Genomic DNA, 16,307 nt, shown 5'->3' on the forward strand with positions numbered 1-16,307 from the left:
CATATCGATCTCCCCCCTTGAGGGGGAGATGCCCGGCAGGGCAGAGGGGGGTACTGCGCACTCGACCTTTACTTATTGCAAGCCAGCGAGCACGGCCCGACGTCCACTCAATGCACCGTCCCGCAATGCCCCGCCGCATGCGGAATGATGATCGTCACCACAGTTCCCCTGCCTTCGCAGGAGCGAATTTTCATCGTGCCGCCATGCAGCCTGACGAGTGAGCGGGAGATGGCGAGACCGAGGCCTGAGCCGCCTTGGCTTTTGGCATATTGGCTCTGCACCTGCTCGAAAGGCTGGCCGATCTTGTCGAGCGCCCGGGCGGGAATGCCGATGCCGGTATCGGCGATGGTGAGGATCATGGCGGCCTCGTGCACATGGGTGCGCAATGCGATCCGGCCACCGTCGCCGGTGAATTTCACGGCATTGGACAGGAGGTTGAGCATGATCTGCTTCATGGCGCGGCGGTCGCCCTGCATCGTCAGCCCGGCGCAGACCTTCTGCTGCACGGAAATGTTCTTCTGTTCCGCCTGAATGGCGGTGAGGCGCAGGGTTTCTTCGATGAGCGGCGCAAGGTCTATCGTCTCGCGATTGATGCGCATATGGCCGGCTTCGATCTTCGACATGTCGAGAATGTCGTTGATGACGTTCAAGAGGTGCTTGCCGCTATCGTGGATATCGCGGGCATATTCGGAATATTTCGGCGAACCGACTGGCCCGAACATCTCGTTCTGCAGGATTTCGGAAAAGCCGAGAATGGCGTTGAGCGGCGTGCGCAGCTCATGGCTCATATTGGCGAGGAATTCGGATTTCGCGCGGTTGGCGGCCTGGGCACGCTCTTTTTCCGCGAGATAATTGGCATTGGCGGCGGAAAGCTCGGTCTTCTGCCGCTCCAGCTTGTGCTGCGAGGCGGAGAGATCGCCGATGGTCGCCATCAGCCGGCGTTCGGAATCGCGCAGGCGCTCCTGATGGCGCTTGAGCAGCGTGATGTCGGTGCCGACGGAGACGAGGCCGCCGTCGCGGGTGCGCCGCTCGTTGATCTGCAGCCAGCGATCGTCGGCAAGCTGCACTTCCGTCATGCGCGAAAGGCCTGATTGATCGGGGTCGGCAACGCGCCGCTCCACCACCGGGCGGGCAGCGGCCGCATGCACAGTGCTTTTTTCCGTGCCCGCCACCAGCACGCTGTCCGGCAGGCCGTATGCCTTCTGATAATGGGTGTTGCACATCACCAGACGGTCGTTCTTGTCCCACAGCACGAAGGCTTCCGAGGTGGATTCGATGGCGTCTGCAAGGCGCTGGTCGGCCTCGGCATAACGCTGTGCAAGACGATGCTGCTCGGTGACATCCATGGCGATGCCGATGACGCGCGGGCCGTTATTGGTGCGGATGACCTGGGCGCGGGCACGCAGCCAGACATAATGGCCCTTGGCATGGCGCATGCGGAAGATCTGATCGATCTGGCGCAGGTTACCGCAGCCGACGGCGCGGGCAAGCTCATAGAGATTGCCGTCTTCGGAATGCATCATGCGGGCGGCATCGGAAAAGGAAAGCGGTGCGGCCTTCGGCGGCAACCCAAGAATTTCGTAAAGCGAACCGGACCAGAACATGCGCCGCGTGGAAAGATCGAAATCCCACAACCCGCAGCGGCCGCGTGAGAGCGCCGTCTCGACCCGCAGGTTGGATTCGGCAAAGATATCGTCGGCGTCACGGGCGCGCTTCACCTGCATGTAATAGGCATAAAGCACGACCAGCAGGATCGAGGAGATGCCGGCGAACAGCGTCACGTTCATGGCGATTTCGCTGCGCCAGAACGAGCGGATCGGCTGCAGCGAGCGGGCCGCGATCACCATCGCGCCATCGTCGCCGAAGGGGATCATCGTCGCATAATGCTGCTGGCCATCTATATTGGTCTCGATGGTGCCCGGCGCGCCTGGAAAGCGCTGCACGATGGCAATTTCCGGAAGCAAAGCCGGCAGCGACGTGCCGATATAAAGCATCGCTTCCTTGCCGGCACCGGCGAAAATGCGGCCATTGCTGCCGGAGAGAAGCACCATGGTGCCATCGGCAAGGCTGCCCGACGGTAGCGCCGCAACGAGAGCAGCTTCTGCCTGGGCGCGCTCCTGCGAGGCGAAGACCGAACCGTTATTGAGAAGAGCCGCCTTGGCAGTCAGCGCCGTCAGCGCCGTGGAGTGGCGGGCGGCCTCTTCCATGCGGCCGTATTCGGCAGCGATGCCCAGCATGCGTGACGCAGCGACGACGACGAGGAAGGCGAGGATGAGAATGGGGATCAGGCGCTTCAGCAGGGTCTCGACCTGCAAGACCGGGCGGTCGGAGCTATTCATCAAACCCATCAGGTCGCTGGAGAGCTTTTCGCTCCAGGCCGCAAGATCAGAAAATTTGGCATACGGCCGCTCATCGCCCGCAGTCGCCCGCCGCACGTTCGTCATTGTCCCGCCTTTTAGATGTCCCCAGTGATTCGAAGCGCCGCCGCTCGAATATCTCTAATGAATCAAATGCGATTCGCCCTGTCCAGAGGCAAAAGTTAAAAGAATTTTAACCCCTTGAACCGACTCCGTATTTTTTCGGGACAGTGCAGGATGCAAGGACTTCTGATGTCGTTACACCCAAATTTCCTCATTCCTGTGCTTGTCACAGGAATCCAGCCGGCACGCGTCTGTTTGGCGAAAAGAGTCCTTTCAGCCCAAGGACTTGGGCTGGCTAGATTCCTGTGACAAGCACAGGAATGAGGGTTGTAGAGCACTCCGGCAGTCCGTTGCTAACTGCCGGAAAAATGAGGGAAATCAGCCCTTCAGGATACGCCCGACAATGTCGCTCACATCCGTCGAAAGCCCCTTTGCGTCGGCGATCGTCGAAAGGGCGGCCCGGGCATGTTCGGCACGGCTTGCCTCCAGTGACCGCCATGAGCGCATGGAGGTGAGGATGCGGGCGGCAAGCTGTGGATTGCGCTTGTCGATGGCGACGATCTGCTCCGCGAGGAACCGGTAGGCGGCCCCGTCGGCACGGTGGAAACCGGTGGGGTTGGAGAAGGCGAGCGTACCCACCAGCGACCGGACCCGGTTCGGATTGGTGGCGATGAAATGTTTCGATTTCATCAGCGCCTTGATGCGCTCCAGCGCCCCGTCGCCGGGAATCGCGGCCTGCAGCGAGAACCACTTGTCGAGAACGAGCGCATTATCGGCAAAGCGCGTTTCGAAGGCGGCAAGCGCCGCTTTCGTCTCGGTGCTGTCAGGGAAACGCTGGGTCAGCACACTCAATGCGTGGGCAAGATCGGTCATGTTGGTGGCGTCGGCATAGGCCTTCGCCGCGCGGGCCGGTGTCTCCTCGGCAAAGGCGAGATAGGTGAGCGCGCCGTTGCGAAGCGAACGGCGTCCCGCACTTTCCGCATCCGGGCTGTAGGCCTCGCCGTTGACGGTGCCTTCGCCAAGCTGCCTGAAGGTTTCAAGCCCGGCCGTTGCAATCGCCTTTATCGTGGCGTTGCGCGCCTTGTGGATGGCTTCGGGATCGTTGTCACCGCCCAGTTCACGCGCAATGTCCGTCTCGCTCGGCAGCGCCAGCGCCTGCGCCCGGAACGCGGGCTCGAGCGCCGGATCGCCGACGATTTCGATGAGGGTGGAGATGAGTTCGGCATCCGTGCGCACCTCGCCACCATTCTGCACGGCCCTGGTGGCCGCAATCAGCGCCGGCAAAGCGAGATCGGTGAGCGCCTGGAAACGGGCGAACATATCCGTCTCGTGCCGGGCGATCTGCACCAGATCGGCAGCACTCTGTTCGAAATGCAGATTGACCGGCGCGGAGAAGCTGCGGTTGATCGACAGTACCGGCCGCGAGGAAATGCCGGAGAAGGAGAATGTCTGGTTACGTTCGGTCAGATGCAGCACGCCGTTGCGGTATTCACCACCCTCGACGGCCTGCGGCTCGGCGATCTGGCCGTTGTCGAGGATCAGCGCCAGCGACAGCGGAATGTGACGCGGCTGTTTCACCGGCTGGCCGGGGGTAGGCGCTGTCGTCTGTTCCAGCGTCAGGCTGAAGGTGGCGGCGGCGGCATCGTAGCGGCACGAAACGGAGACGAGCGGCGTTCCCGCCTCTGTGTACCACAGCGAAAACTGCGAGAGGTCGCGACCGCTGGCATCGGCAAAACTCTTGACGAAGTCTTCCACTGTCGCGGCATCACCGTCATGGCGCTCGAAATAGAGGTCCATGCCCTTTTTGAAGTCGCCTTCTCCAAGGATCGTGGCGATCATGCGGGTGACTTCGGCGCCCTTCTCGTAGACGGTCGTGGTATAGAAGTTGTTGATTTCACGGTAAGTATCGGGGCGCGGCGGGTGTGCCAGCGGGCCGGAATCCTCCGGGAACTGCTCCGATTTCAGGTGACGCACATCGGCGATGCGCTTGACCGGGCGCGAACGCATGTCGGCGGAAAATTCCTGGTCGCGATAGACTGTCAGGCCTTCCTTCAGGCAGAGCTGGAACCAGTCGCGGCAGGTGATGCGGTTGCCGGTCCAGTTGTGGAAATATTCATGGGCGATGATGCGCTCGATATTGGCGTAATCCGCGTCGGAGGCGGTTTCCGGGTCGGCCAGCACGAATTTGTCGTTGAAGACGTTGAGACCCTTGTTCTCCATCGCGCCCATGTTGAAATCGGACACGGCGACGATCATGAAGATATCAAGGTCGTATTCACGGCCGAAGCGTTCCTCGTCCCATGTCATCGAACGCTTCAACGCATCCATGGCATAGGCCGCGCGCGGCTCCTTGCCGTGCTCGACATAGATCTTGAGCGCCACTTCACGGCCGGAGACGGTGGTGAACGTGTCTTCCACCACGCCGAGATCTCCGGCGACGAGCGCGAAGAGATAGCTGGGTTTCGGATGCGGATCGAACCATGCCGCAAAGTGGCGGCCTTCATCGTAATTGCCGCCGCCGAGGAAATTGCCGTTCGACAGCAGCAGCGGATTGCCTTCCTTCGCGGCAATGATCGTCACCGTGTAGGGTGCGAGAACATCAGGCCGGTCCGGGAAATAGGTGATGCGGCGGAAACCTTCCGCCTCGCATTGGGTGCAATAGACGCCATTGGTGCGGTAAAGCCCCATCAGCTGCGTATTGACCTGCGGATTGATGTAGTTGGTGACACATATCTCGAAGGGAGACGCCGCCGGCAGATCGCGGATCGTCAGGCTGTCAGGCGTCGCGTCATATTGGCTGGCAGGAACATCCACCTGATCGAGCAGCAAGCCCGAAAGCGTCAACTCGTCGCCATCGAGAACGAGCGGCGCTGCCACGTCTACGCCCTCTCGGCGATGAAAGATCAGACGGGCTTCGACCTTGGTATTCTTGGGGTCGAGTTCGAAGGTGAGATCCACCCGCTCCAGAACGAAATCGGTGGGGCGGTAATCTGCCAGGTGAACGATCTGGCCCGTGTCTGTTCGCATGACTGTTCCTGAATAACTTTGTCGTTGTCCTCCGGGCATCATGTCGTCATCAGGCCCGGATGTAAAATAGGTGCAGTATTCGTCACGTTCATGTGCGAGTCGGGGGACGTTCTGTCCCGCCATGGAAGGCTTTTCCAGCCCCGCAGACGATCCTCCCGCTGCCGGACCTGCGGACCATGCCAGCAAATGTTGAACGATTGCTGAAATTGTATTTTATTTTCTTCAAATTTTAGCGGGCGTCTGTTTTTGCCGGCTATACTTTGCAATACCCCGACACTTCTCCCTCCGTCATTCCGGCTCAGGACCTGAATGAGAGGCCGCAAAAACGTGAAAGCGATCCCTTGCCTCCACCAGATCAACCGAATTCATGGGTGAATAACATTTTTTGATGTAAAGGGCCGGAGTAATGCTCTAGCCTTGCATAAATCCAACTCCCCTGCGTCGTCCTTCCCCGCATGAAAATTTCCCGATGGCGTGTTTGCGCAGCCGATATGAGTAACTGCCAATGAACGCCGAGCCGACAAATCCCTTTCGCGGGATAAGCATGAAGCTGATTTCGGTCGGCTTTTTTCTGGTGATGCAGACCTGTATCAAGGCCTCCGGCCCCGATGTGCCGGCGGGCCAGATCACCTTCTTCCGCTCCGCTTTCGCCATTATCCCCATCGTTGTTTATCTGGCCTGGCTGCATGCGCTGACAAGCGCGCTGCAGACCAACAATCTTTTCGGCCATTTCAAGCGTGGTTTTCTCGGCATCCTCTCCATGGCCTGCGGTTTTTATGGCCTCACGCTGCTGCCGCTGCCGGAATTCATCGCCATCGGCTACGCGTCGCCGCTGCTCGCGGTGGTTTTTGCGGCATTCGTCCTGCATGAGAAGGTGCGTGTCTATCGCTGGAGCGCGGTTTTCGTCGGCATGATGGGCGTGCTGGTGATCCTGTGGCCGAAGATGACGCTTCTGAGGGAAGGCGGCTTTGCCGCGGGCGAGGGGCTGGGCGCGATTGCCGTGCTTTGCGGTGCAGCACTGGGTGGTCTTGCCATGATCCAGGTGCGGCAATTGGTGGAAACGGAAAAGACGCCGACAATCGTGCTTTATTTCTCGCTCACCGCCACATTGCTGTCATTGATCAGCGTGCCTTTCGGCTGGAGCGACCTGGACACAAGACAGTCCGTCCTCCTGATTACCAGCGGCATCTGTGGCGGTGTTGCGCAGATCTTCCTGACGGAAAGCTATCGCCACGCGGAGGTCTCCACCATCGCACCCTTCGAATACAGCTCCATCGTGTTCGGCATCGTCGTCTCCTATATCCTGTTCGGAGACGTGCCCACCGTCACCATGTTGATCGGCACGGCAATCGTTATCATGGCGGGCATCTTCATCATCTTCCGGGAGCACCAGCTGGGGCTGGCGAGACGGGCGGCGCGCAAGGCTTCGACCCCGCAGGGGTGATGCGCCGGATGCGGCGGATGACGCAGATCCTGCGGCATCTGTCGTTGCGTCCTATACGACGCAGATGTTTCCCACGCCGGGCAAATCTCAACCTCATTCCTGTGCTCGTCACAGGAATCCAGCTGACGCGCGTCTGCGCGGCGAGAGAGTCTTTTCAGCCCAAGGACTTGGGCTGGCTGGATCTCTGTGACAAGCACAGAGACGAGGAAAGGATCGCGCCCTGTAAAAGCAGGCTTCGTCACTGACGCACCGGCGCCAACCCTTGCGTCGCATCATATGACGCCGCCGGCGGCCGTCGTCAGGTGCCGCAAAACCCCTGAAAAAGCAAAAGGCGCCTTCCCGAAGAAAGACGCCAGCGCGCAATCATCTACATGGACAGGATTTTACGCCTGCCTGAATGCTCTCAGCGCTCGCGGAAATCCGCGAAGACAGCTGCGGGACGTGTGACACGAACCTGCTGCATGGCAGCGCGTGCGGTCATCTGCTCGTTAGCGGCAGCGCCGAAACGATGGTAACCCTGACTGGAACGAGGGCCGAGGCCTGCCAGACGGAGTGTTTCAAAGCCGGAATGCACCGGACGGAAGCGAGTGGTCATTGCCTTGGTTCCTTAAACCGAATTCCTCCCAAGACACGCCGCCTATATCGCAGCGCAGCATGGATTCGGCAAGGCGGCCAAATGCGCCGCTGTTATGCACATTGTGCATGGCTTTTTTCATAATTCGTTTACACTGAGCAAGAAGAAGGCAATCAGCCTTCGGAGACTTTTGCTTGAAACGCTAATAAATCCTGCCATGCCAATGACTTGGAGGCCGGAGCGTTCAAAAGTTCCTGCGGATGCAGGCTCGCCAGGGCCGGTAAAACCAGGTGTCCGGCTGCGACATCACGCCACTGTCCGCGCAGCGTATGGATCGTTCCCGTGCCGCCGAAAAAGAAACGGGCGGTCAAGTTGCCAAGAAGCAACAGGTGTTTCGGCTCCGCAAGCGCGATCTGGCGCTCGATGAAGGGGCGGCAAATATCCATTTCGGCCTGCGTCGGCGGGCGGTTGCCGGGCGGACGCCAGGGCACGACATTGCCGAGCATGATGCCTGAGCGTTCAAGGCCGATCGCCGCTAGCATGCGGTCGAGCAAAAGCCCGCTCTTGCCGGCAAAGGGCAGGCCCTCCCGGTCGTCATCCGCATCCGGCATGGGGCCGATGACCATGATGGCGGAAGCGGGATCGCCCTGCGTGAACACCGTGTTGCGGGCGCTGTTCTTGAGGTTGCAGCCGCTGAACCCCTCAAGAGCGGTCTTGAGTTCAGGAAGCGACCGCGCGCTTTCCGCTGCAAAACGCGCGGCTGCCACGGCCTGTTCGTCCGGCACGGCGACATTTTGCTGAACGGCGGGAGCGGGCGGCGCAGCTCTGGTCGGGGCGGCACGATCCGCCGCCTGCCGCTGGGGAGCATCGGTGCGACGCTCTGGTCCACCCTCCATCTGGCGCGTGGGGGCGGAATTTTCCTGTCGCGCTGCCGGACGGGCAGGGCGGGCAGCGGCAAATTCGGCGAAACGGTCGAGCGGACTGTCCTCAACCAGCCAATCCACACCCGCATCCGCATGGAAATGCAGGAGGGCGGCGAGTTCGGCCGGGGAAAGGTCGTGAGCGGCGATCATGGCTGGAAATTATCCCATGTTCCCCATCCGGGGAACCCGTAAATCACGCTGTCCAGCGCTGAATGTCACCGCTTTCGCCGATCATCGCAAGACCATGGGCAATCGAGAGCAGCTCGCCGCCGGTTTCGATCCGGTCCGCGTCGAAACGACGGGTGAAAAGCTCCCGCACCGCCGGCACGAAGGAGGTGCCGCCGGTCAGGAACACCTTGTCGATTGCTTCGGGTGCGACTTGCGTCTTTTCCAGAACCTCGTCCAGCGCGCCCTCGATCTTGGCAAGGTCGTCGGCGATCCAGGTGTTGAAGTCGCTGCGCTTGACCATCTTACGGCCGGCCTTGCCGAGCGGTGCGAAGTTGAACTCCGCCTCCTCGGCCGAGGAGAGCGCCATCTTGGTGGCGGAAATCGACTGATAGAGCGGATAACCCTCGTCATGCTCCACCAGATCGATGAAAAGTTCGAGCTTGTCCGGCTCGATCGCCGAACGCACCAGCGATTTCAGATCGGTGAATTCCTTCGAGGTCTTGAAGATCGACAGCTGGTTCCAGCGGCCGAAATTCACGTAATAACCCGAGGGCACATCCAGCACCTTGTCGAAGCTCTTGAACTTGCTGCCCTTGCCGATCTCAGGCGAGACCAGATTGTCAATCATCCGGAAGTCGAAATGGTCGCCCGCCACGCCGACGCCCGAATGGCCGATGGGGGTGGCGGAAAGCTTGCCGGCATGGGTCTCGAAACGGATCAGCGAATAGTCCGTGGTGCCGCCGCCGAAATCCGCCACCAGCACGTTGGCGTCCTTTTTCAGGCTCTGGGCGAAATAATAGGCGGCCGCCACCGGCTCGTAGACATAGTGGATCTCTGGAAAACCGGCCCGGCCCAGCGCCTCGTTGTAACGGGCAAGCGCGAGAGACTCGTCCGGATTGCTGCCGGCGAAACGCACCGGCCGACCGGCGATGACGGTGGAGACGTCGCCCGGCCATTCCGCGCCCGCATAGGTCTTCAGCTTGCGCAGGAACACGTCCATCAGGTCCTCGAAGCTCTGGCGCTTGGCGAAGATCAGCGTGCCCTGGAAGAGCGGCGAGGCCGCGAATGTCTTGATGGACTGCAGGAAGCGACAATCGCCCGCATTGTCGATGAATTGCCGGATGGCGGCGTGGCCCGCCTCCACATGCAGGGCGGCAGCACCCAGCCCTGAATCCTTCATGAAGGAGAGTGCGGTGCGCATGCTGTCATCCGTGCCCGCGCTGCTGGTGAAGCGCATGGAACGGCTGTCGCCGCTGCCGTCGGAAAGAGCCATGACCGTGTTGGTCGTGCCGAAATCGAGGCCGAGAGCCCGCTTTTGCGTCATCGCCATATTCCTTGTCGCCGATGGAAATGCCCGCCCGGCCCTTGAGGTGGCCCGGCGTGAAAATGAGGGATGCCCGCAGCATCCCGATGTCAGAGGAGGGCGGTTGATTGCATAAGCCCGGCGGAATGGCAAGCGCCGCATCCACGTTTATTGTGACATTTTGATGAAGTAATCGTCGCAGTCAGGATGCGCCCTTGTCGCGTACATTAAATATTTTTTTGCACAAACAGAGTATAAGGCTGGGATATAATATTAAAGAGCAGGTTTATTTTTGTATTTGTGCGTTTGTAAACGGAGCCACAATGTCCCGCAAGCCGGCTCGTTCCTTGCCTGAAGAAGTGCCGCCAGAGAGGACCGCGCTTGTTCGCGGCGACGTTGAAAGCTTTAATCACCATCTCATGGATCTGATGGAGGCTTCGCAGCAGGGTTATGCCCTTTTCGACGGCGGCGACCAGTTGCGCTTCGCCAACAGTGCGTTTCGCATGGCGCTCGGCATCGGGCCCGAGGACTTCCCGACATGGGTGGAGCTGATGCGCGTCGGCTATCGTAGCGCCACCGGCACCGCCATCGAAACCTCCGATTTCGAACTTTGGCTGCGCTCCGCCAAGACGAGGCGCGGCAAATTGCCATTCCGCACCATCGAGACCAGCCTGAATGACGGTCGCTGGATGCTGACCACGGAAACGACGCTGCCCGGCGGCTGGATGCTGTGCGTGATCACCGATGTTTCCGAACTCGGCATAGAATTGCGCGATCTTCGCCAGGAACGCGACAAGGCGCTGAAATCGGCACTGAGCGACGAGTTGACCGGTCTCGGCAACCGCCGTTACGCCATGGATAGTCTCAACCACATGCTTGGCCCCAACAAGGCCCAGGCCCTTGCGGTGATCATCATGGATATTGACCACTTCAAGGCGGTGAACGACCGCTTCGGGCATGCAAGCGGCGATCTGGTCCTGAAAGATTTCGCCGGCCGCCTCTGCGCCGCCGCCGGCCGCGACGATCTGCTTGGGCGGATCGGGGGCGAGGAGTTCCTCCTCGTTCTCGGCGGTTCACGCATGCTGAGCGCGGAGATCATCATGCAGCAACTGCTGTCGTCGTTGACCGCGGCATCGCCGCTGAGCGACGTGCCGGATTTCCGCTATAGCTGCTCGGCCGGCATCGCCTTTGCCAATCCCGGCGAGAGCGCCAGCGATGTCTTGCGCCGTGCTGACACAGCGCTTTACGAAGCCAAGAATACCGGCCGAAACCGCTTCGTGATCTACGGAGCGGCTTCTTGACCGGTTGAGCTCTTCCCGGCGTCAGTTCGACTTCGCCGCACCGCCATCCACCCTGAGCATCGTGCCGGTGATGTAGCTTGCCGGCACCGAGCAGAGGAAGGCGCCGGCGGCGGCGAATTCTTCCACCGTGCCGAGCCGGCCCGCCGGAATGCTCTTGACGGAAGCCTCACGGATTTCCTCAAGGCTTTTACCCAGACGCTTGGCATTGGCGCCATCGAGTTCGTCGATGCGGTCGGTATGGATGCGGCCGGGCAGGAGAAGATTGGAGGTGATGCCGAAACCGGCCACTTCGGAGGACAGCGTCTTGCTCCAGCCCACCAGCGCCCCGCGCAGCGTGTTGGAGAGCGCCAGATTGGGGATGGGCTCGAAAACGCCCGAGGAAGCGACGGTCAGGATGCGGCCAAAACCCTGTTCCTTCATCTGCGGCAAAAGCGCATTGGTGAGCGTGATGACGCGCAGCACCATGGATTGGAAGAAGTTTTCCAGTTTCTCGGCCGTGATCTCCTGCGCAAGACCCGGTGTCGGGCCGCCGGTATTGTTGACGAGAATATCGATGCCGCCGAGCTTGTCTTTCACGGCCTGAACCATGGCCTCGACGAAATTGTCATCGGCAAGATCGCCCCACACCCAGTCTGCCTTGCCCTTGCCCAGCGCGTTGATCGCCTTGCAGTTCGCATCCAGCTTCTCGCCGCTTCTGCCGACGAGAAGAACATTTGCGCCTTCCTCCGCCAGCGCCGTTGCAATGCCCAGCCCAAGGCCGCGTGAGGAGGCGAGAACGAGGGCGCGTTTGCCGGAAATGCCGAGATCCATGGGTTTTGTCCTGTCTTGTTTGCGATGTCTTCGCTGTTTATAGGAAGGTGAAACCCGCTTTTGAAGGTCAAATACGCGTCATGACAGAACAATCTCTGCTTAAATTTTCCATTGCCGTCACGGTTCTTCTGGCCGCGTTCGGCATCGGCGCGGGTTTGTTCTCGGGCTCCTTCGCGGTGGTGTTCGATGGCGTTTATGCGCTGACAGATGCTTTCATGACGGTGCTGGCGCTGCTCGTCGCGCGGCTGATCGCGGCCTCGGCAGCACCAAGGCCCGGTGGCCGGCTGGCGGAACGTTTCACCATGGGTTTCTGGCATCTGGAGCCGATGGTGCTTGGCCTTAACGGCACGCTCTTGATGGGGGCTGCGATCTACGCCCTGATCAATGCCATCGACAGCCTGATGGACGGCGGCAGATCGATCGAGTTCGACTACGCCATCATCGTCACCTTCGTCAGCTTTGCCGTCTCGCTCATCATGGCGTGGTTCGTCAAACGCCAGAACCGCAGGCTGAAATCGGCTTTCGTGGCGCTGGACGCCAAAAGCTGGCTGATGAGCGCGCTCCTGAGCGTGGCCCTGTTCCTGGCCTTCGCCATCGGTTACGGGCTGACGGGAACGGCGCATCAGTGGATCGCGCCCTATATCGACCCTGCCGTGCTGGCGCTCGTCTGCCTCGTCATCATCCCCATGCCGTTCGGCAATGTGAAACAGGCGCTGGCGGATATTCTTCTGGTGACACCGCTGGAATTCAAGCAGCACGTGGACAGGGTGGCAGGGGAGATCGTGGCGAAGTTCGGCTTCTCTTCGCACTATTCCTATGTCGCCCGTGTCGGCCGCGGTCGGCAGATCGAACTCTTCTTCATCGTGCCGAAGAACTGGCCGGCCCGGCGCCTGGAAGAATGGGACGCCATCCGCGACGAAATCGGCGATGCGCTCGGCGGCGAGGGGACAGATCGGTGGCTGACAATCGTGTTTACGACGGATGAGGAGTGGGCGGTTTGAAGCGGAGAATTCGGCGGCGATCTTCGCGCGCCGCTAATCCTGCGTGAGCGCTTCAACAGGAGCAAATAGCGAAAAGACCAGACCATCACGCTCGAAAGCAAGATCCACCGTGCCATGAACATAGCTGGCAAGCGCCCTTTCGATCATTCGTGAGCCAAAGCCTTTTTTGGCGGGATCAATGACCGCAGGACCGTCCCGTTCCCGCCAGACGAGATTGAGGCAGTCTTTTTCGTTGACCTTCTCAATCTCCCAGCTGATGGAGATATTTCCGCTCTCATTTGCCAGGGCGCCATACTTGATGGCGTTGGTCGTCAACTCGTGAAAGGCGAGCGCGATTGCGAGACCGCTTTTAGGCGCGAGGGTAACCTTGGGTCCGTCGATCCTTATTCGATCAGCGGACTGCTCGTTTGCCACCGTTTCGGCGACGGCTTTCAGCGTCGTCATGTCGTGGCTCGGGCGCAGCAACAGGTCATGCGCGCGGCCAAGTGCAGCCAGCCGGGCAAGAAAGGCGGGCTTTGCCACTGACATTTCGTCATCGTCTTTAAGGGTTTGACCCGCAACGGATTGCACGAGAGCCAGAATGTTCTTGATTCTGTGTGATAATTCGTTGCGCAGAAGAAGCTGCTGTTCTTCGAATTCCTTCACGCCGGTGATGTCCCGGGAGATGGAAAGAATGCTGTCGACCGAGCCGCTGTCGTCAAAAATCGGGGACACCTTGACGTCCCAGAAGCGGCGGTTTCCCGTTGCCGTGTCCGCAAATCCGAGAAATCGGGAGCTTCTGCCTTCACGTGCCTCGTTGATGGCCGCTACAGCTGCGATATTTCCCTTTCCTTCCCAGAAATCCGGCCAGGGGCAGCCTTTTACGGCTTCGAAATCCTGTATCTCCATGACCCGTTGCCCGCCCTCATTCATGAACTGAAGGGAGCCATCCAAACCAATAATTTTTATGCAGTCGTCCGAGGCAGCCAAGGCGGCGTGGATAAATCGCTGGCTTTGATCGTTTGACGTTTGCGTCATTGAAAATCCACCTGAACCGAGAGCACCATATAAGCTCTGCTGAACAATTATTGGTGGCTTTGGGATAAACATAGTGGATACTTTTCTAAATGCCAAGATGATCACATATGGCGCATATCCGAAGTAATGACCTTGCCACGAAGCCCTCATCGGCCGAACGACGGGATGGGTTTTTGGGTGCGAGACCCGACGCCAACTTAACGTCGCTCTCTAATCTGCAAACACTGACAAGCTTGACGCCCACACCAGCTGCGCCTATCCTCTATATTACGTGAACGTAAAAGTAATAAATTAGTCATCAGGTTGTCTGACAATAGAGTGGCGTGCGACATGTTTTGCCGCTATAGAAGCTCGACAAAGGCGTTGTGCTTTGCGAAGACAGGCGCTGGTGGATGCGGTGTCGCGGATGGCTTTTGACCTGCGCAGCCAATGCGGCGAAGATGCCAAAAAGCGGATATAACAACAGCCGGATGGGACCGGCGATGCGGAGAGGACAAGATGACGGAAGTGATGGAACTGCCCGAACGCGAAGCGATGGAATTCGACGTTGTGATTGTCGGCGCGGGTCCTGCGGGTCTTGCCGCCGCGATCCGCCTGAAGCAGGTGGAGCCGGAGCTTTCGGTTGTCGTTCTCGAAAAGGGCGCGGAAGTCGGCGCGCATATTCTCTCCGGCGCGGTGGTTGATCCCATCGGCATCGACAGGCTGCTGCCCGGCTGGCGCGAAGAGGAGGGGCATCCCTTCAAGACCGAGGTCAAGGACGACCAGTTCATGTTCTTAGGGCCGGCCGGCTCCATCCGCCTGCCGAACTTCATGATGCCGCCGCTCATGAATAATCACGGCAATTACATCGTCTCGCTTGGTCTCGTCTGTCGCTGGCTGGCGGAAAAGGCGGAGGCTCTCGGCGTCGAGATCTATCCGGGCTTTGCCGCCACCGAAGTGCTTTATAATGACGAGGGCGCGGTGATCGGTGTCGCCACCGGCGATATGGGCATCGAGAAGAACGGCGAACCAGGCCCTGCCTTCACCCGCGGCATGGAACTGCACGGCAAATATGTGCTTGTTGGAGAGGGTGTGCGCGGTTCGCTTGCCAAGCAGCTGATTTCCAGATTTGACCTTTCGAAAGATCGCGAGCCGCAGAAATTCGGCATCGGCATCAAGGAGCTCTGGCAGGTCAAGCCGGAACACCACAAGCAGGGTCTCGTGCAGCATTCCTTCGGCTGGCCGCTCGGTTTCAAGACCGGCGGCGGCTCGTTCCTCTACCATCTCGAGGATAATCTCGTCGCCGTCGGCTTCGTGGTGCACCTCAATTACAAGAACCCCTATCTCTATCCTTTCGAGGAATTCCAGCGCTTCAAGACCCATCCGGCCATCCGCGATACGTTCGAGGGCGGAAAGCGTATTTCCTATGGCGCACGCGCCATCACCGAGGGCGGTTACCAGTCGGTGCCGAAGCTGACTTTCCCGGGCGGCGCGCTGATCGGCTGTTCCGCCGGTTTCGTCAACGTTCCGCGTATCAAGGGCAGCCATAATGCGGTGCTGTCGGGCATGCTGGCGGCGGAAAAGATCGCCGCGGCGATTTCCGCCGGCCGCGCCCATGACGAGGTGGCCGAGATCGAGGCCGAATGGCGCGACGGCGATATCGGCAAGGACCTGAAGCGGGTTCGCAACGTCAAGCCGCTCTGGTCGAAATTCGGCACGCTCGTCGGTGTCGGTCTTGGCGGTCTGGACATGTGGACCAACCAGCTGTTCGGTTTCTCCTTCTTCGGCACGCTGAAGCACGGCAAGACGGATGCGCAAAGCCTCGAACCGGCTTCGAAGCACAAGCCGATCGCCTATCCCAAGCCGGACGGCGTTTTGACCTTCGATCGCCTGTCGTCGGTGTTCCTGTCCTCCACCAACCATGAGGAGGACCAGCCGGTGCATCTTCAGGTGAAGGATATGGAATTGCAGAAGCGCTCCGAACACGACGTCTATGCCGGCCCCTCGACGCGTTATTGTCCGGCAGGTGTTTACGAGTGGGTGGAGAAGGACGGCGAAGAGGTTTACGTCATCAACGCCCAGAACTGCGTGCACTGCAAGACCTGCGATATCAAGGATCCCAACCAGAACATCAACTGGGTGCCGCCGCAGGGTGGCGAAGGGCCGGTTTACGCCAATATGTGATGGCGATTACGGCTGAGGCCTTCTCCTCCGTCATGCTCGGGCTTGTCCCGAGCATCTGCAACGGGCTGATTTTACGATACGTGAGTGGATCCTCGGGGCAGGCCCGAGGATGACGTCGAGCGTGGGAAGACCGCTCGCAATCACTCTCGACCGTTA

The 16,307-nt window shown here is 59.8% G+C and carries 11 protein-coding genes; 4 read left to right on the forward strand and 7 right to left on the reverse strand.

Annotated features, from left to right (window positions below; translation table 11 throughout):
* Positions 1-107 precede the first annotated feature (107 nt).
* Positions 108-2,444, reverse strand: a complete 2,337-nt coding sequence (locus JZY08_RS03545) for a PAS domain-containing sensor histidine kinase (protein ID WP_216331019.1) — start codon at positions 2,442-2,444, stop codon at positions 108-110.
* Positions 2,445-2,798: 354 nt separating this feature from the next.
* Positions 2,799-5,447, reverse strand: a complete 2,649-nt coding sequence (gene pepN, locus JZY08_RS03550) for an aminopeptidase N (RefSeq protein ID WP_216331020.1) — start codon at positions 5,445-5,447, stop codon at positions 2,799-2,801.
* Positions 5,448-5,952: 505 nt separating this feature from the next.
* On the opposite strand from pepN, the gene JZY08_RS03555 reads away from it, so the two are divergent.
* On the forward strand, positions 5,953-6,891 hold the full coding sequence (locus tag JZY08_RS03555; protein ID WP_137037341.1) for a DMT family transporter: 939 nt from the start codon (positions 5,953-5,955) through the stop codon (positions 6,889-6,891).
* A 403-nt stretch (positions 6,892-7,294) separates the two neighbouring features.
* On the opposite strand, the gene JZY08_RS03560 is transcribed toward JZY08_RS03555, so the two are convergent.
* The 3 genes from JZY08_RS03560 to JZY08_RS03570 form a co-directional block, all read right to left on the reverse strand.
* On the reverse strand, positions 7,295-7,486 hold the full coding sequence (locus JZY08_RS03560; protein WP_003497027.1) for a hypothetical protein: 192 nt from the start codon (positions 7,484-7,486) through the stop codon (positions 7,295-7,297).
* A gap of 152 nt (positions 7,487-7,638) precedes the next feature.
* Positions 7,639-8,538, reverse strand: coding sequence for a uracil-DNA glycosylase family protein (locus JZY08_RS03565; protein WP_216331021.1), 900 nt, complete (start codon positions 8,536-8,538; stop codon positions 7,639-7,641).
* 43 nt (positions 8,539-8,581) lie between these two features.
* Positions 8,582-9,880, reverse strand: a complete 1,299-nt coding sequence (locus JZY08_RS03570) for an Hsp70 family protein (protein WP_216331022.1) — start codon at positions 9,878-9,880, stop codon at positions 8,582-8,584.
* A 302-nt stretch (positions 9,881-10,182) separates the two neighbouring features.
* Between JZY08_RS03570 and JZY08_RS03575 the strand changes: the two genes are divergently transcribed.
* Entirely contained in the window at positions 10,183-11,160 is a 978-nt protein-coding gene (locus JZY08_RS03575; protein ID WP_216331023.1) for a sensor domain-containing diguanylate cyclase, read from the forward strand.
* A 21-nt stretch (positions 11,161-11,181) separates the two neighbouring features.
* Here the strand turns inward: JZY08_RS03575 and JZY08_RS03580 are convergent, their stop codons facing one another.
* The gene (locus JZY08_RS03580) at positions 11,182-11,970 is read right to left on the reverse strand and encodes an SDR family oxidoreductase (RefSeq protein WP_216331024.1); all 789 of its coding nucleotides are present in this window, start codon (positions 11,968-11,970) and stop codon (positions 11,182-11,184) included.
* Positions 11,971-12,050: 80 nt separating this feature from the next.
* On the opposite strand from JZY08_RS03580, the gene JZY08_RS03585 reads away from it, so the two are divergent.
* Positions 12,051-12,971, forward strand: a complete 921-nt coding sequence (locus JZY08_RS03585; RefSeq protein ID WP_082183995.1) for a cation diffusion facilitator family transporter — start codon at positions 12,051-12,053, stop codon at positions 12,969-12,971.
* 33 nt (positions 12,972-13,004) lie between these two features.
* Here JZY08_RS03585 and JZY08_RS03590 read toward each other — a convergent pair whose 3' ends face one another.
* Positions 13,005-14,060 carry a sensor histidine kinase gene (locus tag JZY08_RS03590; RefSeq protein ID WP_082183996.1) on the reverse strand — a complete coding sequence of 352 codons (1,056 nt, stop codon included), beginning with the start codon at positions 14,058-14,060 and terminating at the stop codon, positions 13,005-13,007.
* Positions 14,061-14,486: 426 nt separating this feature from the next.
* On the opposite strand from JZY08_RS03590, the gene JZY08_RS03595 reads away from it, so the two are divergent.
* Entirely contained in the window at positions 14,487-16,151 is a 1,665-nt protein-coding gene (locus JZY08_RS03595) for an electron transfer flavoprotein-ubiquinone oxidoreductase (protein ID WP_216331025.1), read from the forward strand.
* Positions 16,152-16,307: the final 156 nt, after the last annotated feature.

It is taken from the genome of Rhizobium sp. X9 (assembly GCF_018873185.1).
Lineage (GTDB): Bacteria > Pseudomonadota > Alphaproteobacteria > Rhizobiales > Rhizobiaceae > Agrobacterium > Agrobacterium oryzihabitans.